27 protein-coding genes and 1 tRNA gene are annotated in these 25,955 nt (G+C 31.7%); 7 read left to right on the top strand and 21 right to left on the bottom strand.

The genetic code is table 11. The annotated features are described in order from the left end of the window. Window positions 1-9: 9 nt before the first annotated feature. The 3 genes from ACKTTR_RS03920 to ACKTTR_RS03910 are packed head-to-tail and all read right to left on the bottom strand — an operon-like array spanning window position 10 to window position 3,161. Complete coding sequence (locus ACKTTR_RS03920) at window positions 10-504, bottom strand: GNAT family N-acetyltransferase (protein WP_408026620.1); 495 nt, start codon at window positions 502-504, stop codon at window positions 10-12. 2 nt (window positions 505-506) lie between these two features. After that, window positions 507-974, bottom strand: coding sequence for a GNAT family N-acetyltransferase (locus ACKTTR_RS03915; protein ID WP_408026619.1), 468 nt, complete (start codon window positions 972-974; stop codon window positions 507-509). Window positions 975-977: 3 nt separating this feature from the next. Beyond that, window positions 978-3,161, bottom strand: a complete 2,184-nt coding sequence (locus ACKTTR_RS03910; protein ID WP_408026618.1) for a glutamine synthetase III family protein — start codon at window positions 3,159-3,161, stop codon at window positions 978-980. Window positions 3,162-3,345: 184 nt separating this feature from the next. Between ACKTTR_RS03910 and ACKTTR_RS03905 the strand changes: the two genes are divergently transcribed. Further along, window positions 3,346-4,356 carry a glutamine synthetase beta-grasp domain-containing protein gene (locus ACKTTR_RS03905; protein ID WP_408026617.1) on the top strand — a complete coding sequence of 337 codons (1,011 nt, stop codon included), beginning with the start codon at window positions 3,346-3,348 and terminating at the stop codon, window positions 4,354-4,356. A 73-nt stretch (window positions 4,357-4,429) separates the two neighbouring features. Here the strand turns inward: ACKTTR_RS03905 and ACKTTR_RS03900 are convergent, their stop codons facing one another. The 3 genes from ACKTTR_RS03900 to ACKTTR_RS03890 all read right to left on the bottom strand — a co-directional run bounded on the left by ACKTTR_RS03900 (window position 4,430) and on the right by ACKTTR_RS03890 (window position 9,005). Continuing rightward, window positions 4,430-5,371, bottom strand: coding sequence for a calcium/sodium antiporter (locus tag ACKTTR_RS03900; protein WP_408026616.1), 942 nt, complete (start codon window positions 5,369-5,371; stop codon window positions 4,430-4,432). An 86-nt stretch (window positions 5,372-5,457) separates the two neighbouring features. Then, window positions 5,458-6,531 (bottom strand): PepSY-associated TM helix domain-containing protein, encoded by a 1,074-nt coding sequence (locus ACKTTR_RS03895; RefSeq protein WP_408026615.1) that lies wholly within the window; start codon window positions 6,529-6,531, stop codon window positions 5,458-5,460. An 89-nt stretch (window positions 6,532-6,620) separates the two neighbouring features. After that, complete coding sequence (locus ACKTTR_RS03890; RefSeq protein ID WP_408026614.1) at window positions 6,621-9,005, bottom strand: TonB-dependent receptor; 2,385 nt, start codon at window positions 9,003-9,005, stop codon at window positions 6,621-6,623. 590 nt (window positions 9,006-9,595) lie between these two features. Here ACKTTR_RS03890 and ACKTTR_RS03885 point away from each other — a divergent pair. The 4 genes from ACKTTR_RS03885 to ACKTTR_RS03870 all read left to right on the top strand — a co-directional run bounded on the left by ACKTTR_RS03885 (window position 9,596) and on the right by ACKTTR_RS03870 (window position 10,791). Beyond that, window positions 9,596-9,748, top strand: a complete 153-nt coding sequence (locus ACKTTR_RS03885) for an SsrA-binding protein (RefSeq protein ID WP_099215251.1) — start codon at window positions 9,596-9,598, stop codon at window positions 9,746-9,748. 11 nt (window positions 9,749-9,759) lie between these two features. Beyond that, the gene (locus tag ACKTTR_RS03880; RefSeq protein WP_408026613.1) at window positions 9,760-9,993 is read left to right on the top strand and encodes a putative signal transducing protein; all 234 of its coding nucleotides are present in this window, start codon (window positions 9,760-9,762) and stop codon (window positions 9,991-9,993) included. 75 nt (window positions 9,994-10,068) lie between these two features. Beyond that, a tRNA-Arg gene (locus tag ACKTTR_RS03875) sits at window positions 10,069-10,142 on the top strand. Window positions 10,143-10,338: 196 nt separating this feature from the next. Next, complete coding sequence (locus ACKTTR_RS03870) at window positions 10,339-10,791, top strand: carboxymuconolactone decarboxylase family protein (RefSeq protein ID WP_408026612.1); 453 nt, start codon at window positions 10,339-10,341, stop codon at window positions 10,789-10,791. Window positions 10,792-10,861: 70 nt separating this feature from the next. Here ACKTTR_RS03870 and ACKTTR_RS03865 read toward each other — a convergent pair whose 3' ends face one another. The 5 genes from ACKTTR_RS03865 to ACKTTR_RS03845 form a co-directional block, all read right to left on the bottom strand. Next, window positions 10,862-11,440: a YdeI/OmpD-associated family protein gene (locus ACKTTR_RS03865; protein WP_408026611.1), complete on the bottom strand. Its 579-nt coding sequence runs from the start codon at window positions 11,438-11,440 to the stop codon at window positions 10,862-10,864. Between the two features lie 7 nt (window positions 11,441-11,447). Beyond that, window positions 11,448-11,828: a DoxX family protein gene (locus ACKTTR_RS03860; protein WP_408026610.1), complete on the bottom strand. Its 381-nt coding sequence runs from the start codon at window positions 11,826-11,828 to the stop codon at window positions 11,448-11,450. After that, window positions 11,825-12,295: an SRPBCC domain-containing protein gene (locus ACKTTR_RS03855; protein WP_408026609.1), complete on the bottom strand. Its 471-nt coding sequence runs from the start codon at window positions 12,293-12,295 to the stop codon at window positions 11,825-11,827. The genes ACKTTR_RS03860 and ACKTTR_RS03855 overlap by 4 nt, the downstream gene beginning before the upstream one ends. A gap of 2 nt (window positions 12,296-12,297) precedes the next feature. Further along, complete coding sequence (locus ACKTTR_RS03850) at window positions 12,298-12,621, bottom strand: ArsR/SmtB family transcription factor (RefSeq protein ID WP_408026608.1); 324 nt, start codon at window positions 12,619-12,621, stop codon at window positions 12,298-12,300. 135 nt (window positions 12,622-12,756) lie between these two features. After that, window positions 12,757-13,728: a GlxA family transcriptional regulator gene (locus ACKTTR_RS03845; protein WP_408026607.1), complete on the bottom strand. Its 972-nt coding sequence runs from the start codon at window positions 13,726-13,728 to the stop codon at window positions 12,757-12,759. 113 nt (window positions 13,729-13,841) lie between these two features. Between ACKTTR_RS03845 and ACKTTR_RS03840 the strand changes: the two genes are divergently transcribed. Together ACKTTR_RS03840 and ACKTTR_RS03835 are read left to right on the top strand one after the other, a co-directional pair. Then, entirely contained in the window at window positions 13,842-14,252 is a 411-nt protein-coding gene (locus ACKTTR_RS03840; protein ID WP_408026606.1) for an SRPBCC family protein, read from the top strand. Window positions 14,253-14,261: 9 nt separating this feature from the next. Continuing rightward, complete coding sequence (locus ACKTTR_RS03835; protein WP_408026605.1) at window positions 14,262-14,669, top strand: VOC family protein; 408 nt, start codon at window positions 14,262-14,264, stop codon at window positions 14,667-14,669. 50 nt (window positions 14,670-14,719) lie between these two features. On the opposite strand, the gene ACKTTR_RS03830 is transcribed toward ACKTTR_RS03835, so the two are convergent. The 10 genes from ACKTTR_RS03830 to ACKTTR_RS03785 form a co-directional block, all read right to left on the bottom strand. Beyond that, a complete protein-coding gene (locus ACKTTR_RS03830; RefSeq protein WP_408026604.1) occupies window positions 14,720-15,166 on the bottom strand; it encodes a heavy-metal-associated domain-containing protein in 447 nt (148 codons plus the stop codon). Between the two features lie 13 nt (window positions 15,167-15,179). Then, window positions 15,180-16,880, bottom strand: coding sequence for an efflux RND transporter periplasmic adaptor subunit (locus ACKTTR_RS03825; RefSeq protein ID WP_408026603.1), 1,701 nt, complete (start codon window positions 16,878-16,880; stop codon window positions 15,180-15,182). Between the two features lie 2 nt (window positions 16,881-16,882). Beyond that, window positions 16,883-17,593: a PepSY domain-containing protein gene (locus ACKTTR_RS03820; protein WP_408026602.1), complete on the bottom strand. Its 711-nt coding sequence runs from the start codon at window positions 17,591-17,593 to the stop codon at window positions 16,883-16,885. A gap of 10 nt (window positions 17,594-17,603) precedes the next feature. After that, on the bottom strand, window positions 17,604-18,944 hold the full coding sequence (locus tag ACKTTR_RS03815) for a TolC family protein (protein ID WP_408026601.1): 1,341 nt from the start codon (window positions 18,942-18,944) through the stop codon (window positions 17,604-17,606). Continuing rightward, the gene (locus ACKTTR_RS03810; RefSeq protein WP_330487385.1) at window positions 18,941-19,291 is read right to left on the bottom strand and encodes a four helix bundle protein; all 351 of its coding nucleotides are present in this window, start codon (window positions 19,289-19,291) and stop codon (window positions 18,941-18,943) included. The genes ACKTTR_RS03815 and ACKTTR_RS03810 overlap by 4 nt, the downstream gene beginning before the upstream one ends. Window positions 19,292-19,314: 23 nt before the next feature. Continuing rightward, window positions 19,315-23,070, bottom strand: coding sequence for an efflux RND transporter permease subunit (locus tag ACKTTR_RS03805; protein ID WP_408026600.1), 3,756 nt, complete (start codon window positions 23,068-23,070; stop codon window positions 19,315-19,317). 105 nt (window positions 23,071-23,175) lie between these two features. Beyond that, entirely contained in the window at window positions 23,176-23,595 is a 420-nt protein-coding gene (locus ACKTTR_RS03800; RefSeq protein WP_303507996.1) for an HYC_CC_PP family protein, read from the bottom strand. 50 nt (window positions 23,596-23,645) lie between these two features. Then, window positions 23,646-24,710, bottom strand: a complete 1,065-nt coding sequence (gene corA / locus ACKTTR_RS03795) for a magnesium/cobalt transporter CorA (RefSeq protein WP_408026599.1) — start codon at window positions 24,708-24,710, stop codon at window positions 23,646-23,648. Window positions 24,711-24,718: 8 nt separating this feature from the next. Then, window positions 24,719-25,096, bottom strand: a complete 378-nt coding sequence (locus ACKTTR_RS03790) for a hypothetical protein (RefSeq protein WP_408026598.1) — start codon at window positions 25,094-25,096, stop codon at window positions 24,719-24,721. A gap of 2 nt (window positions 25,097-25,098) precedes the next feature. Continuing rightward, on the bottom strand, window positions 25,099-25,932 hold the full coding sequence (locus ACKTTR_RS03785; protein WP_408026597.1) for a universal stress protein: 834 nt from the start codon (window positions 25,930-25,932) through the stop codon (window positions 25,099-25,101). Window positions 25,933-25,955: the final 23 nt, after the last annotated feature.

Raw genomic sequence — 25,955 nt, 5'->3', positions numbered from 1 at the left:
AGTAAACTATCAAAGTAATTGTTGTTTTTTACTTCGTCTTTCATACAAAACGGTATCTCTCCAAACTCCATCTAACTGTGCTATTTTTTCTCGGTATCCTATCTTTCGAAAACCGTATTTAAGATGTAACTTAACACTTGCTTCGTTTTCGGGAAATAGACTTGAATACAAAGTCCAAATACCATTTTCTTCTGAAGATTTTATAACATCTTCCATCAATAAACTCCCTATTCCTTTCCCTACCACTCCTTGTTTCACATATACACTTACTTCTGCTACTCCTCTATATTCAAATCTTGTTGATACTGGGGCTATGGCACACCAACCTACTACTTCATTTACTTCCACAGCAATAAACCGAGAGTGTTGATAGTGTGACGCATTCCATTCTTCCCAACTAGGAACTTGAGTTCTAAAAGTAGCATTTTTAGTCTGGATTCCTTCCTTAAATATGGTTGCTACTTCTTGCCAATGGCTTTGAGTGAGTTTTTCTATACTTACCATTATTACATACTTGACAATTGTTTTTTAAAGCAAATACTTGACGACACCTCTTTATAGGGCTCATAGTTAGGTATAACAATGTACCCATTTCTTTGATACAGGTTTACCGCAGGCTCCATAGTTTTACTTGTTTCTAAAATAATTGTGTCAAACTGCTCTTGTCTTGCCCATTCTTCTAGCTCATTTAAAATACGTGTTGCTATATGTTTTCCTCTACATGTTGGTTTGACGTACATTCGTTTTACCTCTACTGTTTTATCTTCAACTATTTTAAATGCTCCACAGCCTACAGGTATTGTTCCTATATAACCTACAATTACATAAGGTAATGCTTCTATGGTATTAAACTGTCTAAAAAACTCATCTTGACTTCCATTAACTCCAGAGAGGTACGTATCTAGTTCTTGTACCAAACTAACAAAATTCTCATCTTTAGAATTGGTTCTCTCAAAGTTTAATTCGTTCTTCATTAACTATCTTGTAAACAATAATTCTCTGTACTTAGTTAAAGGCCATAAATTATCATCTACCATCAATTCTAGCTTGTCGCAGTGATAACGAATTTCATCAAAATAAGGTTTCACTTTGTTGCAGTAAGCATCTGCATTTTTTTGTCCTTCTAGCTTATTGGCTTTCTTACGCTCTTCAATCATATCTTCTATTTTAGAATTGATTTCAGCAATATGATTAGATATTTTCTGGATTAAATCGATTTGTTCGTTAGCGTATTTCTCAAAATTATTTCCAAAAATTTCTTTCAGTCCTCTTACATTTTCTATCAAAGTATTTTGGTATTGAATAGCAATCGGTATCACATGATTTCTCGCAATGTCACCTAACACTCTACTTTCAATTTGTATTTTCTTTGAATATTCTTCTAGTTCAATTTCATGACGAGCTTCTACCTCAACCTTATTCATCACTCCCATTTCTTCAAAAAGGGCTATTGCTTTTTTAGAAACTTTTGCTTTTAATGCTTCTGGAGTTGTTTTATTATTTGATAAGCCTCTTTTCTTTGCCTCCTTTTCCCAAGCTTCTCCGTATCCATCTCCTTCAAATCGGATATTCTTTGATGCTTTAATATATTCTCTCAATACATTAAAAATAGCCTCGTCTTTTTTAAGCTTTTTTGTGTCAATTAACTTATCTACTTCCTCTTTAAACTCATTTAATTGTTTGGCAATAATAGTATTCAGTACAGTCATAGGACCTGCACAGTTAGACCATGAACCTACCGCACGTAACTCAAACTTATTTCCTGTAAAAGCAAAAGGTGAAGTTCTATTTCTATCGGTGTTATCTAATAAAATTTCAGGAATCTTCCCTACAATGTTTAATTTTAAATCAGTCTTTTCTTCTGGTGATAATTTTCCTTTGGTAACGTTCTCTAATTCATCTAATACCGATGATAATTGTGTTCCAATAAAAACCGATATAATGGCTGGTGGTGCTTCATTAGCCCCTAAACGATGATCGTTACTAGCACTTGCTATCGATGCTCTGATTAATTCTTCGTAATCATGAACTGCTTTGATGGTATTCACAAAAAAGGTTAAGAATTGTAAGTTTTTCATCGGAGTTTTACCCGGACTTAATAAATTAACTCCTGTATTGGTAGATAAACTCCAGTTGTTGTGTTTTCCTGAACCATTGATTCCTGCAAATGGCTTTTCATGAAATAACACCTTAAATTTATGTCGTTGTGATACTTTTTCCATCACATCCATTAATAATGAATTGTGATCTACCGCTAAGTTTGCTTCTTCAAAAATTGGCGCTAACTCAAACTGGTTCGGTGCTACCTCATTATGTCGTGTTTTAACAGGCACTCCTAACAACATACATTCATGTTCTAAATCACGCATAAAGTTTAATACTCTGGTAGGTATTGACCCAAAGTAATGATCATCTAATTGTTGTCCTTTAGCTGGAGCATGTCCTAACAACGCTCTTCCTGTCATCATAATATCAGGACGCGCAGCAGCTAAAGCTGTATCAATTAAAAAGTACTCTTGTTCCCAACCTAAGGTTGCATTTACTTTACTTACATTCTTATCAAAATATTTACAAACTGCTGTGGCTGCTGTATCAACTGCTTGTAATGCTCTTAATAACGGCGCTTTATTATCTAATGCTTCACCTGTATATGCTACAAAAACTGTTGGAATACATAAAGTTGTACCATATATAAACGCTGGAGATGTTGGATCCCAAGCGGTATACCCACGAGCTTCAAACGTATTTCGAATCCCTCCATTAGGAAAACTAGACGCGTCTGGTTCTTGCTGTACTAATTGACCTCCATCAAACTTTTCCATTGCTCCTCCTCCTTCAACAGTTTCAAAAAAGGCATCGTGTTTTTCTGCCGTAGATCCCGTTAGCGGTTGAAACCAATGTGTATAATGAGTGGCTCCTTTAGATAAAGCCCAGTCTTTCATACTCACTGCAATCTGATCAGCAGTTTTTCTATCAATCTTAGTTCCAAACTCAATAGCATCCATTACGCTTTGGTATGCTTCTTTGGTCATATATTGACGCATTGCTTGCTCGTTAAAAACATTTTTACCAAACAATTCTGAACGACGTTCGTTCTCTTCTACTACAACTGTTTCTCTATGTAAAACCTCTTGTAAAGCACTGAATCTTAAAGTTGACATATAATAAAGTATTAAATTAGACACTCAAAAATACATTTTTAAATCAAACACCCCTAAAAAAATAGGGGTTAAATTATTTTAAAGTTAATTTTAAATAAAAAATACCCTAAAAATTTTGCCCTTTAACAAAAAATACTCAATTTTGCCCCGTAATTAACTCGATAACAACACAAAAACAAAAATCATGAGTAAATCAAAATTAGAATACATTTGGTTAGATGGTCATGAACCAACTCAAAACATGCGTAGTAAAACTAAAGTTGAAGAAAATTTTAGTGGTGAATTAAAAGACTGTCCTATGTGGTCTTTTGATGGAAGTTCTACAGAACAAGCTTCTGGAGGTGCTTCTGACTGTTTACTTAAGCCTGTTGCTATTTATCCTGACCCTACTAGAAAAAATGGATTCTTAGTAATGTCTGAAGTTTTAAATGCTGATGGTACTCCACATGCATCTAATGCACGTGCAAAAATTGACGACAACGATAATGATTTTTGGTTTGGTTTTGAGCAAGAGTATTTCTTAATGGATACTAAAACTGATTTACCTTTAGGGTTCCCACGTGGTGGATTCCCTGGACCTCAAGGAAAATACTACTGTTCTGTAGGTGGAAGATACACTTGGGGAAGAGATTTTGTTGAGGAGCATGCTGACTTATGTATTGAAGCTGGTTTAAACTTTGAAGGAATTAATCAAGAAGTTGCTCCAGGACAATGGGAGTTCCAATTATTTGCTAAAGGTGCTAAAAAAGCAGGTGATGAAATTTGGGTTGCTCGTTATTTACTAGATCGTTTAACTGAAAAATATGGTTACTATATTGAATATCATCCAAAACCAGTAAAAGGAGATTGGAATGGTTCTGGTATGCACGCAAACTTCTCTAACACTATATTAAGAACTTGTGGTTCTCAAGAAACTTACGAAAAGATTTGTGAAGCTTTTAGACCTGTTACAGAAGAACATATTGATGTTTACGGAGCTAATAATGACGAACGTTTAACTGGTTTACATGAAACTGCTCACGTATCTGACTTTAGTTATGGTGTTTCTGATAGAGGTGCTTCAATCCGTATTCCTATTATTACTGTAGAAAAAGGATGGAAAGGTTGGTTAGAAGACAGAAGACCTGCTTCGAATGCTGACCCTTACAAAGTAGCTGGAAGAATTATAGAAACCGTAAAAGGTGCCAACATATAATTAACAAACACAACAACACAACTAAAAAAGCCGCAAAATTGCGGCTTTTTTTATTTTATGACTAATTCGTTTTTTACGAAATTGTTAAATAGATAAAAGTTGCATACGTTCCTAACAAAATAATTCCATCTCTCCACCCTAAACGTAATCCTTTTGGAATAAATACTAGAGGTAGTATAGCAAACGAAACTCCTAGCATCCAATAAATATCATTATTAATCAAACTATAGGCGTCTGGTTTTACCTCTACAGGCGTAATCATTGCTGTAATACCTAAAACGGCTAAAATATTAAACACATTAGATCCTACAAGGTTTCCTAATGAGATAGCTTTTTCTTTCTTTAATACAGCAATAATTGATGCAGCCAATTCTGGAACACTTGTCCCAACAGATACTACAGTTACTCCAATTATAGCATCACTAACACCTATGTTCTTGGCTAAAGTTACCGAACCATTAATTAACAATTCTGAACCTCCCCATAAACCAACTCCTCCAACTGCTAAGAATAATACTATTTTGTATAGCGGTAGTTCTTCATCATCTTCAGGCATTTCATCAACAACAGCTTGTTTTTGAAAACGTAATAAATAGATTAAAAACACTACCAACATTCCAAATAAGATAGCTCCTTCATAAAACTGAATGGTTTTATCATTCACTATAAAAAAATACAGCATTACAGAAGCAATCATCATTACTGGCCAATCAGTCTTATAAAAACTTTTTTCTACATCAATTGAAGATAGTATTACTGTTATACCTAATACTAAACCTAGGTTTGCAATATTAGACCCAATAACATTTCCTACTGCTAGCCCTGTGGCTCCGTCTAAAGCAGATTTTATACTTACAATTAATTCTGGTGCCGATGTTGCAAACGACACTACTGTCATACCTATTACTATTTTTGGTATATGTAGTTTAAGTGACAAACCTACCGCCGCTTTTAACAGCCAATTTCCTCCTAAAACCAACAACGTTAAACCAATAATAATGTATAGAATGCTCATAAAATATTTTTTGGCGAAGATAAGGTTTTTACCAAGCAAAAATGAAAACAAATTCAAGCTCCTGAACCAACAAAACCGTAATTAATTTATTTCTTTAACCTCTTACGTTTTGCACTATAAACTTTAAAACCTGTTATTAATAACACCAAAGGCACTAAACCAGAAACAAACACTAAAAACCTACCCAATATTCCTGCTATTTCTCCTATATGTATTGGATAAAATTGTGCCGCTATTCGATTATTATTGGAATCGAAATCAAAACTTGATAGTGTTCGTAATTTACCTTGCGGATTTAATTCCATTTCTTTTGTCTTTCTAAATCCTGCTTTGATAAATCGATCTTTTATGTACCTAAGTTTATATACTCCTAAGCTATCTTTCGGGTAATAAATAGCTCTTAAAGCATATTTTCCATCAGTTTGCAGAACTGCTTCTTCTAATGAAGATATCTTTTCTTGCTTTGCTTCTTCATCCAATACAATTTTATCTGAATTATTAAAAATAGACAAAGCTGATTTATAGGTTTTATAATAAGTGAAGTAGCCTCCTGTAAAGGCTATTACTAACAAAGGCAACAAAAAATAAATTCCGAATACTTTATGTAGATTGAAGTAAAATCGTTTCTTTTTGGGCTTCCACTTCATCGTGAACCCTTTTGACAAATTGTTTTTATATGCTTTCCACCACATATAAAATCCTGTTGTTAATAAAAAGAAACAGAACAATAGGGTACTTGTTCCCATAATATACTTCCCAATTGTAGGTACTCCTAACGTACGGTGTAACTTCAGGAGTGTTTCAAAAAACTGTATAGACATCGATTTTTCACCTAAAAAAACTCTTGTTTCAGGATGATAATACAATGTTTTGCCGTCTTTGTAATTTATTGAAATTGTTTGCTGCTCTCTATAAGGCAAAAAAACTTTACTTACTTCTCCTTCATTCTGTGTAGCTAAAAAATAAGCAGAACTTAAAATTGTTTTTTCGTTTATTTTAGAAAAATCTTCAACCTTTAATAATTTCGGATTCAGTAATGAAGTTATTTCTGGCTGCCAAACATACAATGCTCCTGTTAACCCAGAAAAAGAAGCAATAACCCCACAGCTAAGACCTAGCCATAGGTGTATTTTCCAAATTATTTTATGTATCTGCTGCAATTGGTACCTCCTATTTTTAAAACCCAGAACCTATAATTTAATAGGCACTGGGTTTTTAATTTTGCAAATGTAAGATGTTGTCAATTATTTTAGAAATTATACAACACACTTAATTTAGCATTTGTCCCTTCTCCAGTTCCTGTAAAAGTTCTTAAAGGTGCTGCCCATTGTGATCTTGCTGGTAAATAATATTCGTTTAACAAGTTATTTACAGCTAATGAAACCGATATATTTTCTTGTAACTTATAATTCATTGACCAATTAAGTAAAGTATATCCTTCTACAGGAAACTGTGTGTGTCTAAAAGTATAATTATCGTTTGCATCTAAATACGGGTTAAATCGATTTCTATCTCCCAAATTAGTCATTCGTAAAGAGGTACTAATTTTGTTTGTTGGAATCCAAGTTACATAAGCTGTTAATTTTGGAGCAGCAATTACATCACCTCCTAAATAAGTTAAATTATTTTCATCTCCTACATCATGAGTCAAACCTTCAACATAAGAATACGATGTTCCTACTTTTAATTTACTATCAAAAGCAGTATAATCTATTGCTATTTCTCCTCCATAAATATTCTGTGGTTTTTTAGACGGCACAAAAGAATTTATATTTTCATCAAACGCAACCCCTGTACCTAAATTTGAAACACTGTAATATCCTACGGCTTCTAATCTAAAATTTTTGAACTTTGATAAAAATCCAAACTCATAATTTTTAGTTACTGCTGGTTCTAATTGAATATCCTCAACACTATCTGCTTTTGCTGAGCGTAAAACAGAACCTAAATCAGCAATTGAAAAACCTTGAGAGTAACTTACGTAAGGAATAAACTCTTGGTGTTTAATATATCTTACACCTGCATTAAACGCTAAATTATCAAATCCTAGTTTACCTCCTTCTACTGCTACTGAAGGATTAAAATTACCATCACCTAAAGGTGAATATGGTAACGTATTATAATCATCTATTGTAAGATTCATATCGTCATATCTTAACCCTGCTTTTAAAACCCATTCATCATTAAATTTCACTGTAGATTGTATGTATTGTGCCCAACTAAACATATCAATATTTGGCACCCATAATCTACCATCTAACAATCCTTGATTGGTTTTATCTTTTAACAAATCTAAACCATAGGTTAATGAAATCTCTGTTGATTCATTTGGGGTAAGTGTAGTGTTAAAATTTGGCCTTAAACCATACTTTTCTGCATTAATTACTGATTGACCTCCGTTTTCAAACTTATCTGAATAAAAGAATATGTTTTTTGTTTTTTGATAATACACATCAGCTGTAAAATCTGTTGTACCATCAAAAATAGAATTTAAATCATATTTCAAATTTCCATTGTAGAGTTTAGATCCGGTAGGTTCTTGCCCTTCGACAGATCCTTCCATACCATAACCAGGTGTTAAGGTATAGTCTCCATTTTCATTATACACTTCAAAAGATCCAAGAACAGGTATAAATGGTGTGTCTTGTAAAGAATTATACAAGTTTCCTCCAATACTTATTTTTTGTCTATCAGATATTTCATACTCTAACTTAGCTAAAGCTGTATAAATTCTTGTATTATCTAATCCATAAGTAGGAAGTATAACCTTACCGTCTGCATCGTATTTATTTCCTGTTTCCTCATAACTACCACTTACATAGTAATTAAACTTATCTATTTTTCCTCGTAACGATTGATAAGCTCCGAATCCTAAAGCATCTTTCGTCTTTGTTAAGTTAGAAGTGCCCCAAATATTAGTAGTCCCTTCAATTTTTTTTCCACTATTAGGCTTTTTTGTTATGTAGTTAATAAAACCTCCATTTCCTCCATTTCCAAAAATAGAGGTTGCCCCTTTTATTACTTCTACACGACTAATATCGTTAGGGCTTACAGATTTTATTCCTAATTGACCATTACGTAAAGGAGTAGATTGAGGAACACCATCAATCATAACTAATAAAGAACGACCACGTAATGTTTGTCCCCAGTTAGAAAAGGTTCCTGTAGACACAGCTAAACCTGGAACAGTAAATTCTAAAATTTCATTGATATTAGTTGTTGAGTTTGATAAGTCTGCTAATTGTTTTTGGTTGACAACAGTAATTGATGCTGGTATCTCTGAAAGATATTCTGAACGTCTACTAGCTGAAACAACAACTTCGCTTAAACTCTCCGAATCTTCCTTTAATGTTTGTAAAATCTCCACAGTGTTGTTTTGAGTAAATGCTATTTTTCTTACTTCTGTTTTGAAACCTACCATGCTAAAAGTTACCTTAAAAGTTCCTTCTTTTATGTTTTTTAATATAAAGCCTCCATTTTCATTAGAGGTTGTACCTTTTTGAAGTTCTGAAATATGAATATTAACCCCATAAATTGGTTGACCTTGTTCATCCTTTATTTTCCCTTTTAAACTAGACTGAGCTGATACTCCGAAGATTAAAAATAAAGCTGCTACTACTATGTAAAATTTCATTATATTTATTTAGATTTATTTTAAATTGCAAATATATCTCCTATCAAAATAGTACCAAACATTTATTACGAAAAACTTATTTTTTTCTTTCTGAAGAAATGAAACACCTAAAAACTGCTTACTTTAAAGATCCTTTTTCCTTTACTTTTCAAATTCTGCAAAAAAAGCTCCTTTAAAACCTTACTAAATATGACTAATAAGATACTTTTATGTTTCATTTAACAACTTAAACATAGATTATAAGGTTATAAATTAAAACTAATAGTGTTTTTATATATTTAAATTCATACCCAATCTAATAAAATTAGATTCAAAAGTTTGGTTGTAATATTTCCTTTCACATATATTGAAAAAACAATTCCGGAATTCATCATTATTTACTAACTAAAAACACATGATTCTAACATGATTATACTTGCTTTAAAACTAATTTTAATAACCATTAAAATCACCTATATATTACTGGAATTTATCTTTTAAGAAATTGACTAACCTTAGCTTATGCTTTTCATTTTAAACTAAGTAAAGTTTAGTTTTTCTTATCATAACAAATTATTTTTCGTTATTTTTGATAGTAGAATCAACTACTAATGAAAAAAAGTTTTTTTAAGTTTTTAGCCAAACTAAACAAGGCTCTACTACCTTCCTTTACAAAAAAGGAATTGGATATATCTAAAGCATCAAAATTTCAATTGGCTATTATTGGATGGCGTGCTTATGTTACAATAAATTCGTTGGATTAAAATTTACCATTATGAACAAGCATATTAAAGTTTTCTCTGGATCTCAAATCTTTGTGAACAGACTAAGTCAATTACTTAATGAAATTGAAGTTCCATATTTAGTAAAAGATAATAAAGAAGCTGGAAGAGTTGCTGGTTTTGGAACTTTAGGTAACTCTATTGACGTATTTATCTATGAGTCAGACCTTGAAAAAGCTCAAAGCACTATTGACGATTTTAAGCATCAAATAGAAGCTGACAAATAATTTAAAAAGCTTGAAAAAAAATTATTTTTTTGCTTTACATTTTAAAAAACATTCTTATATTTGCACCCGCAAAACGGCCTCGTAGCATAACTGAATAGTGCACTTGATTACGGCTCAAGAGGTTGCAGGTTTGAATCCTGCCGAGGTCACAAAAAACCCTGTTAGATTTCTAACAGGGTTTTATTTTTATAACATTTCCCTCTAAAACTACCCTTCACGCTATATAAAATCAAATTGATTTTGTTCAAATGTTTTTAATAGAAAAGTATTATTCTCTCTTTCTTAAACTGGCTTAAGTTTTAACTTTACAAGGAACAATACCTTTGGTTTATAAAATTAAAAATTATGAAACAAAGACTAAACATTCAAGAATTAGAGCCTAATGCTTATAATGCAATCTTAGAAATTTACAAATACCTTGAAACAACAACTCTTTCAAAAAAGAGTAAAAACCTTATAAAAATAAGAGCTTCACAAATTAACACATGTGCTTATTGTATAGAAATGCATACTACGGAGGCTTTAAAAAATGGAGAAGCGCAAAACAGAATTTTTGCTTTGAGTGCTTGGAGAGAATCACCTTTATTTTCTGAAGAAGAAAAAGCTTTATTAGCTGCTACTGATGAAATAACACAAGTAAGCAACAATGGATTAACAGAAGAAACCTTCCAAAAGCTTAAAGGTTACTTCAGCGATAATGAAATAGCACAAATTATTATACAAATAGGAGAAATTAATATTTGGAATCGTATTGCCGTGTCTACACAAATGTTTCACGCTACCTCTAAGGTTTCGTAATATGTAATAATACAATTTATCTAGTTTTCATCTAAGTTTCTATAAAGCTACCTAAATTTGGGTAGCTTTATTATCTTTCATTATGCCCTTTACCTTCAATCATTTTGGGTATCGATTTTTCTATTCTCGATAAACGTGTTTTTGATTGTTTGGCTTGAGAAAAATACAGTAAATAACTTCTTTGTCTTCCTGGTGTTAGTGTTTCGAAAGCTTTTTTTACTTCTAAATTTTCTTCCAATACTCCTTTAAATTCACTTACCATTTCAAATTCTGAAGTTTTCTTAGTTTTCACATTTAAACCTGCTTTTTCAACTTCTATCGCTTCGAAAATATATCTTTTAATAGTTGATGTTAAATCTATAATCTCCTCTGTTTTTGTAAATCTAATTTGACGGGCTGATTGTACATTTTCTGTTTGTTGAATTAAAACCTCATCTGTATCTTTTAATAATGCACCTTTATGAAAAAGTAATGCACAGTAATCTTTAAAGCCATGAATCAATACAATATTTTTTCCTTGAAAGGTATAACAAGGGTGCATCCATTTAAAATTTTCTTCAAGACCACAATCCAAACAAACTTGTCGTAACAGCTTTGTTTCTTCCTTCCATTTTTTTATGTTTTCTATGTATTTATCAACTTTCTCCATTGCAAACTTACTTTATAATTCTTTTTATTTTTCTACTATCTGGCCTTAAACCCCAAGATAAAACTGTAATTACCAATAGTATCAAAGATGGTAATGCTTCTGTAAAATTTTGTTCTACTACAATATGAGATATCGCTGCTCCCGACATAGCAAAGAAAAAGCCTGCATATGCCCATTCTTTTAATAAGATTAGTTTAGGAGCTAGAATAACAATTACTCCTAGTATTTTCCATACACCTAAAATACTTAGTATATATAACGGATATCCTAAAGCTTTAATAATGTCATTGTACCCGCCAATTTGTAACATCTGCTGAATACCTCCTGCGAGCATAGCTATTGAGAGAAATATTGTTAAAATCCAATATGTGATGTCTTTTACTTTCATGCTTTTAATAGTTTATCTACAACTTCTTCCAATCTCTGATGCGCCCAATTAATACCTTGTTTAAATGGAAATTTTAAGTTTTCGTCTCTTTCTTTTACTGATTGATAAACTACTTTCTTGGTTAACTTACTACTATTGTTTGTTAACTTTTCAAACACCAACGTTTCTAATTGTACACCGAAAGACATGCTTACCATTTCAAAAGTTCTAATAATTTTGTTCTGAGGAGTAATTTCATGAATAACTCCTCTTAACAAATGTTTGTTCCCTGCTGGATCTGTCGTTTCAAACTGATAACTTCCGTTTGTTTTACTTTCTAATTTTAAAACTTTTGTTCCCATCCATTGCTCAATAATTTCAGGTTCAACATATGCCATAAACAAATGTTCTACAGGCAAATCAAATATTCGTGTTATTATAATTTCTTGTTTTCCTGTTTCTGCTACAACTTTAGTTTTCTGTTCCATTTTTATTTTTTTTGTTTATAATTCTTCATTACAGATTCTAACTTATTATAACGTTCATCCCAAAACTTCCTGAAAGGTTCAATAAAAGCAGCAATTTCCTTCATTCCTTCAGGATTTAAATGATAGTATATCTCTCTACCCTTTTGTTCCTGTTTTAGAATATCACATTCTGATAGTATTTGTATGTGTTTAGAAATTGTTTGCCTTGAATATTCAAAATTGTTCGCTATTGCAGATGGCGTCATTGCTTGAAGCGCTAGTAAAGAAATAATAGCTCTACGAGTAGGGTCGGCTATGGCTTGAAATACGTCTCTTCTTAATTTCATTACGCAGTTATTTGACTGCTAATATAAGCGAAGTTATTTAACTGCGCAAATTTCAAGGTCTAAAACACAAATTAACAAACTTATAATCAACACTTAACTCATTATAAAGACTCCTAATAAGTATACTAGTAAGACTTAATTTCCTTTAGTATATTTGTTTCTATACTCAATTGGTGTAAGTCCTGTAATCTTTTTAAAAACATTTCTAAAGGCTTTGGTATCTGAGTATCCTACATCATACATTACTTCTGTAATATTTTTTCTAGTACTCTCAAAATGTCTTTTAGCGGCTTCAACTTTTACACGCTGATGATATTGAATAATAGTATTATTAGTTGCTTGTTTAAAACGTCTTTCAAAACTTCTTCTACTAACAGCTACTAAACTTGCCATGTCATCTACTGTTATCTTATCTTTATAATTTGCTTCTATATGCTCTTGTACTTTTATAACCTCTAAGTCATTATGATTTTTTTGTCCTGTAAACATTGTAAATGCTGACTGACTGTCTCTATCAATATCAATTGCAAAATATTTAGATGCTAAAATAGCTGTATCTCTATCAGTATATTTTTCTAAAAGGTATAATAATAAATTCCAATATGAGTTTGCTCCTCCACTAGAATAAACCCCGTTTTCTTCTGTAATAACACTACCATCGGCGATTTTAACATCAGGAAAAGTTTCTTGAAATTCATTATAAAAAGCCCAATGGGTAGAACACTTCTTTCCTTTTAAAATTCCTGTAGAAGCTAGTAAAAATGCTCCCACACATAAGGAAGCTACTTCGGTTCCTTTTTTGTAATGTTTTACAATCCAAGGGATAGCTTCTTTGTTAAGTTCAACCGCAGTTTTCATATCTCCAAAGAGTGCTGGTATTATAATAAGGTCTGTTTGAGTAACATCATGCAACAACTTATCTGTATGAACAGAAAACATTCCGTTATTAAACCTAATCTCTTTTTTACTCCCCACAAGAGCAACCTTAAAAAGAGCTTCTTTATTATTGGATATTAAAAAATTATTGGCTGTAGAAAACATGTACTGAGGATCAGCAACAGACTCTATTACAGCAGATTCAGGAACAAGAATAGAAACATTTTTCATTAAACAAATATATAAAATTGTCGTAATTAGCCCTTAAAAACGGCGTTATACCACCCAAGAAAAGACTTGAATTAACTTGATCTTTGTAGTATTAATAATAACATCTTAAAATTATGGAACAGATTACAGTAAAAACTACAGTTAAGGGAAGCCCTAACGAAATATGGGATATATGGACAACTCCAAAGCATATAAAAACATGGAATACTGCTTCTGAAGATTGGCATACAACTAAAGCTGAAAACGATTTGAGAGTTGGAGGAAAATTCTTATCAAGAATGGAGGCTAAAGATGGAAGTTTTGGTTTTGACTTTGTAGGCACTTACGATGAAGTAAATCCTTTTAAGTGTATTTCTTATACTATGGATGATGGCAGAAAAGCAAAAACAAACTTTTCACAAAAAGAAAATTACACTGAAATTATAACAGTTTTTGATGCTGAAGCTCTAAACTCTATTGAAATGCAAAAAGAGGGATGGCAAGCTATTTTAAACAACTTTAAAAAGTACACTGAAAGTTTGTAAAAGATTATAATGAGTCAACTAATAACGTATCTTACATTTAATGGTAACTGTAGAGAAGCAATGCTTTTTTATCAAAACTGTTTGGGTGGTGAATTATATTTTCAAACCTTAGAGGAATCTCCTAAAACAAAAAATCTTCCTAACAATTATAAAGAATATATTCTACAAGCTATTCTTAAAAAGGAAAATATTTTATTAATGGGAACTGATTTATTTGATGAGGATAAATTAATAAAAGGAAACACTATCTCTATCCTCTTAAAAAGCAACAATGAAACTGAGATAAGAAAGTACTATTCAAATTTTTCAAAAAAGAAAACAATAGCCCATCCATTAAAAAGAAATTATTGGGGAATTTTATTTGGAAGTATAACTGATACGTACGGAGTACGCTGGTTATTTAGTTGTAATAATTAAAGTAAGAAAAAAAGTGTAACGAAGTTTATATCGTTACACTTTTTTTAGAATTAGTGATTAGACGTTTCGTCTGCTTTTACATCACCTTTTAAACTCATTTCCATATTGTGATCGTATTGACAACAACCTGGTAAGTTACCATAAGCTTCTTCATTACTTGCTACTTTATCAGTATCGTAACCAGATGCTGCAATTGCGTTATGAATAGCATCTAAATTAGTCTTAGAATCATCAAACGATACGTTGATTTGTTTTCTTAATTTATCCCAATCTGCTGACGCTACTCCATCAACACCATTTACTGCCTTTTCAATTGTGTTTTTACACATTCCACAGTTACCTCTTACTCCAAAAGTTGCCGTTGTCATCGCTACCTCTTTAGTAGAAGTTTGCTCTGTTTGCACTTCTTTTGTTTCTGTTTCTTTTTTAGCTTCGTTTTTACAACTTACTAAACCAATAGCAGCTAACATAGCTACTCCTAAGATTACTTTTTTCATTTTGAATTGATATTTAATTATTATTAATTGTTTCTTTTACTTCACCACATTTTAACATCATATCGCCAAAATACGGATTTAACACTTGTTTTTCTTTACTTAACCAATAAGCTCCTTTATCACTATCAGCCATAGGACAGTATTGTTTATAGGTAACCTCATTTATCCCGAAAGATTGAACTGCCATAATAAAATGCTCTGATAATACTTTAAAATACTTTCGTTGTACATCTACATCTGTAGTTTTTGCAATTTCTGCGTTACTTGACTTTAGTGTAGGAACTAATTGCATCCACTGTTTATGAGCTTCTTCATTAGTTAACAACTTCATATCAACTAATGTTAAGTCTTTTTGTAGATTTTCTGCACTTGTTTTTGCTGCATTTGCATCAGTTTTTACCAAAGCATCTTTTAAGACGATATAGGCTTCATAGGCTTTTTGTAATTGCTCTTTAAACTTTTTTGATGTACTAAAAGATTCCATAATTTCTTTTGTATGATTCATCATTGACTTCTTCCCTTGTAATTGTGCTGAAGCATCTATTGTAAACACTCCATTCGTAACAATTTCTTCTCCAGACTTCAACCCTTTCTCTACTAAATAGTTCTCTCCTGCTCTTCCTCCTAACACGACTTCTCGCATTTCAAAAACTGGTTTACTTGCGTCAGGTTTTACATATACAACTGAACGTTTTCCCGTCCATAAAACTGCCGTAGCCGGAATACTCAATTGTTGTTCTGTTTGTTTTTCTGTAGCTTCCACTTTCCCTGTAACAAACATAGCTGGTTTAAACTTTCCTTTGCTATTGTTAAGAACAGCACGCATAGTTACTGTGCGTGTTTCTTGATTTAACACAGGGTCGATAAACGAAACTTTTGCTTTAAAAGTTTCATTAGGGTATGCATTTGTAGTAATTGATATATTTTGCCCTACTTTAAAATTACTGATTTGATTTTCATATACGTCAAAATTTGCCCACACCGAATTCAAATTAGCTATTTTCAATAACGCTTGTCCTTGGCTTACATAATCTCCTTGCTCTACCAATTTCTCTGATACTGTACCAGAAACTGTGGCATATACAGGGAAGTTCTCTTTTACTTTACCTGTTTTTTCAATTTGATTAATTTGATTTTCAGATAGCTTCCATAATTTTAGCTTATTTCTAACCGCTTTGTATAACGCTGGCTGATTTTCTTTTACTGACGCTGCTGTTAATAATTCTTGTTGTGCTTTTACCAATTCAGGGGAATATACTGTTGCCAACAACTGACCTTTTCTTATTTTTTCTCCTGTAAAGTTTACATTTAAACGTTCTATTCTTCCTGCAAAATAACTCACTTGTACTGCATTTGACTTTTCGTTTTCTGCTATTTTTCCAGATAGTGTAATTGTATTATCAGCACTTATAGCATTACCAATCACAGTTGTTTGCACATTAGCCAATGCCATTGCATTTTTAGTTAATTTAAACTGATTAGCTGCTAATCCTTCTGCTCCTACTTCTGCAGGGATTAAATCCATTCCGCAAATAGGACAGTCTCCTGGTTCTGGTTGCATAATTTGTGGGTGCATAGAGCATGTCCACATTTTACTTGTTTCTGCTGTATTGTGGTCATGAGTTACTTCACTTTTTGAAGAACCTCCAAAAAGTAGCCATCCTAAGAACAAACCAGCAATTAAAATTACTATGTATATTATATATTTTTTCATTGTTATTTATTTTTATTTTTTACTAGTTTTCTAATAGATGGCGATGTGATATACCATAATAAAAAACCACTTAATACTGTTATTAAACCTAATAATGAAAACACCCTTAAAACAGTAGTATTAAAATTATCTCTTCCTTCATAATCCATCGTATGCGTCATCCATAAAAAGTCGAACCAACGCCAACTTTGATGTCTTACAGTTTGAAATTTTCCATCATTAACAGATACATAAGCTTTTATATTTTCGTCTGCTTTGTATGTTATAACGTAAGCTGGTAGCAACTTCCCTCTGTATTCATGATGTTTTCCTACTTGATTTACTTGTTCTACTGAAGCAACTTCAAGATCACTTTTCATATAGTTATTAGCTATATACAGCGCTTCTTCTTTTGTTATACTTTCTTTTAAGTTTCCATTTAAACCATTGTATAAATACTTTTTATTTACCCAATAATGTGGAACATTGTTAACATCTCTTAACTCAATGGTTTTGATTCCTTCAGAAATATTAAGTTCCGACGGACTAATTAAGTTATTAAATTCCTTAGGTTTAAATTCAGTTTTCTTCAAATGGTCTCCATGAATTTCATCAATATTAGTCCAACTAAAATACAATCCACTTATCGTCCACATTAAAAACTGAATTCCTAAAAACAGCCCTAAGTATCGATGTATTTTTCTAATTTTTAATGATGTGTGTCTATTTACCATTTTAGTATACTTATTTAATTAAATAATTAATTATGGTACTTTGTGTATAATAAGTTACTTCTGATGTTATCATATTCGTTTGAAACTTCAATTGTAATTCTTGAATATCTAACACATCGTTAAAATCTATAGTTCCTGTCTCGTAACTTTTTACCAAAATTTGCTCTGCATTTTTAGCTTGCTCTAAATTTTTAAGTTGTGTTTGATAACTTATTACAGATGCTTTTCTATCTGAAACTGCTCTGTATAATACAGACTCTAGCGTATTATATCGTTGTTCCTTTTGTGATAAAATTTCCTCTTGCTGTAGCTTATTTTGTTTGCTTATAGATTTATTCTTCTTATTAAAAATAGGAATTGACAACGATACCATTGGCATTACAATATCTTTTCCATTATCTAACACATTCATATCTGTACGCTTACCAACACTTACATAATCCAGCCCAAAACCAATCATTGGTTGTTTATCTTTTTGGTTTAAGAATTCAGACTTTTCTACAGAAGTATACAACTTATCAAACTTTACCAATTCTGGATGCAACTTTAAGGTACTTGGTTGTATTTTATCCGCTTCTTTCGGAATTTGTAAACTATCAACCACTGAAATTGATGTATTAACATCTTGATTCAATAATTTATTAAATGCTTTTTGCATTCCTAAAAAAGTTTCTTGCAATACTTCTTTTTGTTGTGCTAACTCGTTTTGTCTTATTTGTAACCTTAACACATCTACAGCAGATACTTTTCCTACCTCAACAGAAGTTAACGCTAACTTTTCATAGGTTTCAAGTAACGCTATATTCTCTTCTAATACCTTTTGTTTCGCTTTAACTTCATAAAGTTTGTAATACGACTGCGCTACTGATGTTACTAGTTTACGTTTTACGACCACGATATCCTGATAAGCTGCATCAGCTAATGAAGACACATAGTTTTCTCGTGCTGTTATAGTTCCGAAAAAAGGAATCATTTGCTTTACAGATAGTTTAAATTGCTGCGGCCCTGTACGTGTTTCTGGTGTACTTACAAAATACCCCGCTCCAAACTCAGTATTAGGGAATGTATTTACCTCTTCTTTTTTCTCAGAAATGCGTTTATACTTTGTATCAAACTGTTGTACTTCTGGATTATTTTCTAAGGCAATGTTTATATATTCCTGTAGATCTTGCGCATTTGAAAAGTGAAAAACTAAAAGTGAAAAACTAAAAGTGCATATCCTTTTTAAATGTAAAGCGAAAAATGGAAAATGAAAAGTTGATTTCTGTTTTAAGTGAAAATTAAAAAATGAAAAACACAAAACTATCCAATTCTTTGTTACATGAAATATAAAAGTTATAAATCGTTTCATAATAATGATTTTTTTGCTGTTTTTATTGAACTTACTAGCATTGCTACTAATTCTTTACAAATTGAATGCAACGATGAATATGTATCTTCAACTATATACTTGGTATCCTTTAAAAGGTCTAACCAATACAAGGTTTCATTAGCTTCTTTTAAGGCAATACTCATTTTATGAATAAAGTCTTTTTTACTTTGTCCAAATTCAGCTTCTCGTATTAAAGCCCCTATAGCTGTACCACTTCTTAAAAGTTGCTTACTTAAAACATATTCCTTTTTATCAGCAACCAAATATTGCGAAAGCTTCACTATCTCTAGTGCAAACTCATAACTTTTATCTTTTAAAATACTCATATTTAAAAATTTTACACTTTACACTATTCACTTTTAACTTTCCGTTTTAATAAAAATTCTTCTCTCCAACTGTACAATACAGGTACTATAAAATATGAAGTCACATCTATAATCATTCCTCCAAATGCAGGAATTGCCATTGGAATCATAATATCGCTACCTCTTCCTGTTGAAGTTAATACCGGTAACAAGGCTAAAATAGTGGTGGCTGTTGTCATTAAACATGCTCTAATACGTTTGTTTCCTCCGTGTAATGCAGATCCGCGAATAGCTTCAATTGTTTGAGGTTTATCTCTTTTAAAGGTTTGCGTTAAATAAGTTGCCATTACCACACCATCATCGGTTGCAATTCCAAACAATGCAATAAAACCTACCCATACGGCAACGCTTAAATTTATTGGATGCATTTGAAATAGCTCTCGTAGGTTTTCTCCGAATACACTAAAATTCAAGAACCAGTCTTGCCCGTACAACCACATCATAATAAATCCTCCTGCAAAAGCTACTGTAATCCCTGTAAACACCATTAATGAAGTAGCTACTGAACGGAACTGGAAATACAGTATTAAAAAGATAATCATCAATGCTAATGGTACTACTACTGACAATGTTTTTTCCGCTCTTAATTGATTTTCATACGTTCCTGTAAACTGATAGGAGATTCCTTTAGGAACAACTAGCTCTCCTGAATCTATTTTTTGTTGAATTGCTTTTTGAGCAGCTTCGACCACATTTACCTCAGCAAAACCATCTAACTTATCGAACAACACATACCCAATTAAAAAAGTATCTTCACTCTTAATCATTTGTGGTCCTTGTTCATAACGAATCGTTGCTAATTCACTTAACGGAATTGGCGTTCCTTTTGCTACTGGCACATAAATACTTTCCAAATCAGTTGGACTAGAGCGCAGCTCTCTTGGGTAACGAACTCGAATTCCGTAACGTTCTCTTCCTTCTACCGTTTGCGATAGTTGCATACCTCCTACAGCTACTTTCAATACATCTTGTACCGTTTGAATAGTAATCCCGTAGCGAGCTAATTTTTCTCTATCTATATCAATTAACAAATAAGGCTTCCCTACAATTCTATCAGCAAAAACAGCCTCTTTTTTAACTCCTTTAACCTCTTTTAAAACTCCTTCAAGTTCTACTCCAAAAGCTTCAATTTGTTTTAAATCTTGTCCTTTTACTTTAATTCCCATCGGAGCTCGCATTCCTGTTTGCAACATTACCAATCGAGTTTCAATAGGTTGTAATTTAGGTGCTGATGTTACGCCTGGTAACTTAGTTACCTTTACTATTTCATTCCAGATATCATTAGGCGACTTGATATTTGGTCGCCAATTACGATAGAACTCACCATCTTCATCTTCTATTAATTCATTTGAAGAAACCTCATAAAAAGCAACTTCTGATGTCTTATCCGTTAAACTCGGATTTGCTACCGTCTTACCATTTTTCAATAGAAATAACCCATCCTCATTCACTCTATAACGTTGACGCTCTCCATCAGAATTTAATGCGTACTCAGGCTTGTAGTTAATCACGTTTTCATACATCGATAAAGGTGCGGGATCTAATGCTGAATCTGTTCTTCCTGCTTTACCAACTACCGTAGCTATCTCTGGTATGTTAGCAACAGCCATGTCTAACTGCTGTAATACTCGTTTATTTTCCTCTACACCTGAATGAGGCATAGAAGTTGGCATCAATAAAAATGATCCTTCATTTAATGAAGGCATAAATTCTTTTCCTGTGTTTTTAAAAATAAGGAACCCACAAGTTAACACTGTTAACGGAATGGTTAAAAACAGCAATTTATTATTCAATGCCCATCGCAATATCTGATTGTAATATTTTTGAAGTAAACTGAAAAAACCTAACAATCCGAAACAAATCAGAGCTACAAATAAAAGGTTGGTTACAATGCTTTTATCAACTCCTAAAGGTCTCCAATATTCTGCTAACAAACCTACAATTGCTAATGCAGATATAATGATATTGATCGTATTAACAGGCAGTGTAAAATTATAGTTGGAGAACGAAAAATGAATTGTGGTTTTCCCTGAATAATTACTCCAAAATTGTACAGCTCCAAAAGCTACTAATACAATTCCTAACCAATATCCGTAAAAAACAGCTGTAATACCTAATGCTATTAAAACTCCATTTATAAAATACTTAAAGTTTTTTGTCAACTCTTTTTTCTTAAATAAAACAGCTGCAAAAGGTGGTATTAAAAACAATGCCACTATAATAGCTGCTATTAAAGCGAAAGTTTTGGTAAATGCTAGTGGACGGAATAATTTTCCTTCAGCACCAATCATGGTAAATACTGGAATAAAACTAATAATAGTTGTCATTACTGCAGTTACAATTGCTCCTGAAACTTCTGCTGTTGCATTGTAAACTAATGTATTTATTGGTAACTTCTTTTCTTCTTTCTCTAAATGACTTATAATGTTTTCGGAGAGTATGACTCCAACATCTACCATTGTTCCAATAGCAATAGCAATACCTGATAAGGCTACAATGTTTGCATCTACTCCGAAGGCTTTCATTGCAATAAAAACCATCAACACTGCCACAGGTAATAATCCTGATATTAATACAGAAGCTCTTAAGTTGAAGACCATTACAACAATTACTAAAATGGTAATTAGTATTTCCAACGTAAGTGCTTCATTCAACGTATCTAAAGTTTCATGAATCAACTCTGTACGATCATAAAATGGAACTATGGTTAATTGCGAAGTGCGTCCGTCTTTTAACTCTTTACTTGGTAAACCTGCACTTAACTCTTTAATCTTTGCCTTTACATTGGTAATTACTTCTAAAGGATTAGCTCCATAACGGGCTACAACTACACCTCCTACTACTTCAGCTCCTTCTTTATCTAAAATACCTCTACGAGGTTCAGCTCCTAACGATACTTTTGCTATATCTTTTACTCGTATTGAAGTATAATTTTTAGCAGTTACTACAGCATTTTCAATATCTGCTATTGACTTTACATATCCTAAACCACGAACTAAATATTCAGCTTGATTTATTTCTATCGTTTGTGCTCCAATATCTTGATTACTTTGCTTTACTGCTGCTACAATTTGTTGTAAACTAATATTATATTGACGCATCAATTCTGGCTGTACGTCTATTTGGTATTCTTGAACATAACCTCCTATTGAACTTACTTCAGATACTCCATTTGCAGATGAAAGTGCATATTTTACATAATAATCTTGTACACTGCGTAATTCATTTAAATCCCAACCTCCAGTTACATTTCCTTCTTCATCACGCCCTTCTAGTGTGTACCAAAAAATTTGACCTAAACCTGTTGCATCAGGTCCTAAAGAAGGACTTACCCCTTCTGGTAATAAATTACTTGGTAATGAATTTAGTTTTTCAAGAATTCGAGAACGACTCCAATAAAAATCTACTCCTTCATCAAAAATTACATAGATGCTTGAAAGTCCAAACATAGAGGAACTACGAATGGTTTTTACTCCTGAGATTCCTAATAAAGATGTTGTTAATGGATAGGTTATTTGGTCTTCTATATCTTGTGGTGATTGTCCATCCCACTTTGTGAAAACAATTTGCTGATTTTCTCCAATATCTGGTATTGCATCAACCGCGACAGGGTCATTTGGCAAAAAACCTGTATCTAAATTAAATGGTGCATTTACAGTTCCCCATCCTACAAATAAAACGAGTAATATAACTGCTACCAGTTTGTTTTCTATTAAAAATTTGATGCTTTTATTTAGCATAAAAAAATGATTTTAAACAATTAAACATTGATGTTAAAAAAACATCGAATAAGACAAATCATCCTATTGAAATTCTCAAAAGGACAAATAGTTATTATTTAAAAATCATATTAAATATACTTCATCAAGTACCTGAATATCCTTGATGACCAGTGGAGGTGTATAATCTTTAAAAGGAATTACTTTATCGTGAATTCCTTCAAACAAATTAATATAACTATAATAAAATGATGCTATAAAAACTTGTTGATCAAAAGACAATTGATCAAAAGATGTATGTTTTAAAGTATCTTGTCCTTCAACTACAGAAGCTACATCTTGACAACAATTTTTCTTTATTACTGAGCATTCTTCAGATCTTGATTCTTGCTTCATATCCATTCCGCAAGATTCAGCCTTTACAAAATAGCTTGTACCCACTAACATATCACCACAAAAGTGACTGTTAACTGTAAATGACATTGTAGATAACAACACTACAAAAGTCATTAAAATAGATGCTATTTTATGAAATGCTTTTTTCATTTTACTCCACAAAAGTACAAAAAATTAATTTTCAAAAACTTAAACAATCCTTAAAACCATTTTTTATATTTAAAATACCCTAACATTACTACTACTGTAAACAGAATAACACCCCACATTACAAAGTATCCACTACGATAAGTTAGTTCAGGAATATATTCAAAGTTTGTACCATAAATACCCGCTATAAAGGTAATGGGAATGAATACTACCGAAAATATCGTCAGTATTTTCATAATATCATTCAAACGATTGTTTACGTTTGTTGAGTATACAGTAAGTTGTTCACTCAACATGCTTTTATAATTTTCAACTGAATCATAACTTCGTTGAACCAAATCATTTAAATCATTAAAAAATGGTTGTTCTTTTTTAGTTATTAATTCGGTTTTTAAGGCTCTAAAACTGTTTATTGCCTCTCGAGCTGGTCTTATTGCTTTTCTAAAGTAATTAAGCTCTATTTTGTATTTATTGATTTCTTGTAGCGTATTTTTATGAGGTTGTAGTAAAATTTTATCTTCTAAATCTTCAACTTTCTCACCAAAAATTTCCATTAAAAAATTATAATTATCCACAATTACATCTAATAAACAGTATTTTAAATATGTTACGTTATAACTTCGTACTCTTCCTCTTTTATAACGTAATCTTTCTCTTACAGGCTCAAAAACATCTCCTTGCTCTTCTTGAAAAGTGATTAGTACATTTTTTAATAAGTACATAGATATTTGCTCTGCCTCTAACTGATGTTTCTCTTTATTTAAAAACAACATTTTAATGCTCGTAAAAATATAATGCTCCTCAATATCTACTCTAGGTCTTTGGTCGGTATTTACAATATCTTCAAGAACGAGTGTATGAATATCAAATAACTCCCCAACTTTCCCTATCAACTCAACATCATGCAAACCATCTATATTAATCCAAAGCCTCTTGTATTTGTTTATATAGTTTTCAAGCTCATTAATCGTTTTTAACTCAACTTCTTCAAGTTCATTTTCATCATAACCTATGAGTCGTATCCTAGTATTTTCTTCTTTTTGATTTCCTACAAAAACTGGACTTCCAGGAATTACATTTTTAGTGTTTTTTTGTTTGGTTATAAACCTTGTCATCTGTTTAGTTATACGAGATTAAATAATTTGTAAAGTCTGGCTAAAATTATGAGTTCTGATTTATTTTTTCTCGCATAAGAACTAGAAATTTCATGTGATGCTGCTAATAAATCATGAATTACTTTTTTTGTAAATTCTTCTTTATGTACCAAATAATATTCTTTAAAGCTTTCATAGGCTTCTTCTGAAGTAACTTTTTCTTTTATTAATTCTCTTAAAGTTTCATAAATTAGTTCACTATCTGTTTTATTTTCTGAAGTAGACCAATTTGCTTCTACTCTTTTAACAATGCTCTTTTTTTCTTCTACAGTCATATTTTTATCAGCCATAGAAACGGCATAGAATAAATTAGCTATGCTTTTATAGAATTCTTCTTTAAACTTCATAATTAAGCTATTTCTGGCAATATCAATACAGGTATTTTACTATTAAATGCCGACTTTTTTATTACGTTTTCTTCTAACAAACGATTAAAGAAATTGTACTTATGATTTATTAAAACCAACAGTTCACTCTCTGTTTCTTCCATATGATTTTCTAAAGTTAGCGTTTCAGAATCTTTCCAATCTAACTTCTTGTACACAACATTCAATTCTTTTAATAACTCTCTTAACTTTACTTTATTTCTCTGCTGATTTTCAGATAAAAAGTTCTCTTCAGATAAGCTTACAACCTCAAGCGCGCACTTTTTTATTGCACATAAATTAATTAAAAACTGTAATTCTCCTACTGTGAAAGTTCTCTTATAGTTTGTTGAAAATACTATTTGGTGTAATGGCCTATATTTATAATGCATTGGTACTGCAAGTATTGGACATTCATTAACCGCATTAATCATTTTCATAGTATTAGTACCAATAAATATTTCTGCCAAGCTCCTTGCTCCTTTAGTACCTGCAATGACAACGTCAATGTTTTTTTCTTTAATGGTATTTGTTACTGCTTTGGTTAATGAGTTAGATGCCACAACATAGTCGTAGTTAAAACTAGTATCTTCTCTTTTTAAAACATCAATCAAATACTTTAACTCCTCTTCTATTTCATTATCCATTTCATTAAACCATTTTTCATTTTCTTCATCACTTAACAGCTCTGAAGGTTGACTTATATAAACATCCAACAGATAAATATTCACCTCAACACCTTTAAAAAGTTGTTTTGTGTAATTTAAAGCATTAATAGCTGCTTCTGAAAAGTTATAGGGTATTAAAACATTCTTCATAACGATATATAACTGTGATTTTC

The organism is Tenacibaculum litoreum (assembly GCF_964513915.1).
Classification (GTDB): Bacteria; Bacteroidota; Bacteroidia; order Flavobacteriales; family Flavobacteriaceae; genus Polaribacter; species Polaribacter litoreum.
The sequence above is the reverse complement of the archived record's forward strand: the minus strand, read 5'-3'. Positions and strand labels throughout refer to the sequence as shown.

Bases quoted from the DNA above. Each gene is read 5' to 3' on its own strand.
- ACKTTR_RS03810 (WP_330487385.1), bottom strand. From the start codon at position 19,291: ATGAGTATTTTAAAAGATAAAAGTTATGAGTTTGCACTAGAGATAGTG.
- ACKTTR_RS03790 (WP_408026598.1), bottom strand. From the start codon at position 25,096: ATGAAGTTTAAAGAAGAATTCTATAAAAGCATAGCTAATTTATTCTAT.
- ACKTTR_RS03805 (WP_408026600.1), bottom strand. From the start codon at position 23,070: ATGCTAAATAAAAGCATCAAATTTTTAATAGAAAACAAACTGGTAGCA.
- ACKTTR_RS03785 (WP_408026597.1), bottom strand. From the start codon at position 25,932: ATGAAGAATGTTTTAATACCCTATAACTTTTCAGAAGCAGCTATTAAT.
- ACKTTR_RS03855 (WP_408026609.1), bottom strand. From the start codon at position 12,295: ATGGAACAGAAAACTAAAGTTGTAGCAGAAACAGGAAAACAAGAAATT.
- ACKTTR_RS03880 (WP_408026613.1), top strand. From the start codon at position 9,760: ATGAACAAGCATATTAAAGTTTTCTCTGGATCTCAAATCTTTGTGAAC.
- ACKTTR_RS03825 (WP_408026603.1), bottom strand. From the start codon at position 16,880: ATGAAAAAATATATAATATACATAGTAATTTTAATTGCTGGTTTGTTC.
- ACKTTR_RS03845 (WP_408026607.1), bottom strand. From the start codon at position 13,728: ATGAAAAATGTTTCTATTCTTGTTCCTGAATCTGCTGTAATAGAGTCT.
- ACKTTR_RS03830 (WP_408026604.1), bottom strand. From the start codon at position 15,166: ATGAAAAAAGTAATCTTAGGAGTAGCTATGTTAGCTGCTATTGGTTTA.
- ACKTTR_RS03905 (WP_408026617.1), top strand. From the start codon at position 3,346: ATGAGTAAATCAAAATTAGAATACATTTGGTTAGATGGTCATGAACCA.
- ACKTTR_RS03920 (WP_408026620.1), bottom strand. From the start codon at position 504: ATGGTAAGTATAGAAAAACTCACTCAAAGCCATTGGCAAGAAGTAGCA.
- ACKTTR_RS03835 (WP_408026605.1), top strand. From the start codon at position 14,262: ATGAGTCAACTAATAACGTATCTTACATTTAATGGTAACTGTAGAGAA.
- ACKTTR_RS03915 (WP_408026619.1), bottom strand. From the start codon at position 974: ATGAAGAACGAATTAAACTTTGAGAGAACCAATTCTAAAGATGAGAAT.
- ACKTTR_RS03865 (WP_408026611.1), bottom strand. From the start codon at position 11,440: ATGGAGAAAGTTGATAAATACATAGAAAACATAAAAAAATGGAAGGAA.
- ACKTTR_RS03840 (WP_408026606.1), top strand. From the start codon at position 13,842: ATGGAACAGATTACAGTAAAAACTACAGTTAAGGGAAGCCCTAACGAA.
- ACKTTR_RS03850 (WP_408026608.1), bottom strand. From the start codon at position 12,621: ATGAAATTAAGAAGAGACGTATTTCAAGCCATAGCCGACCCTACTCGT.
- ACKTTR_RS03815 (WP_408026601.1), bottom strand. From the start codon at position 18,944: ATGAAACGATTTATAACTTTTATATTTCATGTAACAAAGAATTGGATA.
- ACKTTR_RS03890 (WP_408026614.1), bottom strand. From the start codon at position 9,005: ATGAAATTTTACATAGTAGTAGCAGCTTTATTTTTAATCTTCGGAGTA.
- ACKTTR_RS03860 (WP_408026610.1), bottom strand. From the start codon at position 11,828: ATGAAAGTAAAAGACATCACATATTGGATTTTAACAATATTTCTCTCA.
- corA (WP_408026599.1), bottom strand. From the start codon at position 24,710: ATGACAAGGTTTATAACCAAACAAAAAAACACTAAAAATGTAATTCCT.
- ACKTTR_RS03800 (WP_303507996.1), bottom strand. From the start codon at position 23,595: ATGAAAAAAGCATTTCATAAAATAGCATCTATTTTAATGACTTTTGTA.
- ACKTTR_RS03910 (WP_408026618.1), bottom strand. From the start codon at position 3,161: ATGTCAACTTTAAGATTCAGTGCTTTACAAGAGGTTTTACATAGAGAA.
- ACKTTR_RS03870 (WP_408026612.1), top strand. From the start codon at position 10,339: ATGAAACAAAGACTAAACATTCAAGAATTAGAGCCTAATGCTTATAAT.
- ACKTTR_RS03820 (WP_408026602.1), bottom strand. From the start codon at position 17,593: ATGGTAAATAGACACACATCATTAAAAATTAGAAAAATACATCGATAC.
- ACKTTR_RS03900 (WP_408026616.1), bottom strand. From the start codon at position 5,371: ATGAGCATTCTATACATTATTATTGGTTTAACGTTGTTGGTTTTAGGA.
- ACKTTR_RS03885 (WP_099215251.1), top strand. From the start codon at position 9,596: ATGAAAAAAAGTTTTTTTAAGTTTTTAGCCAAACTAAACAAGGCTCTA.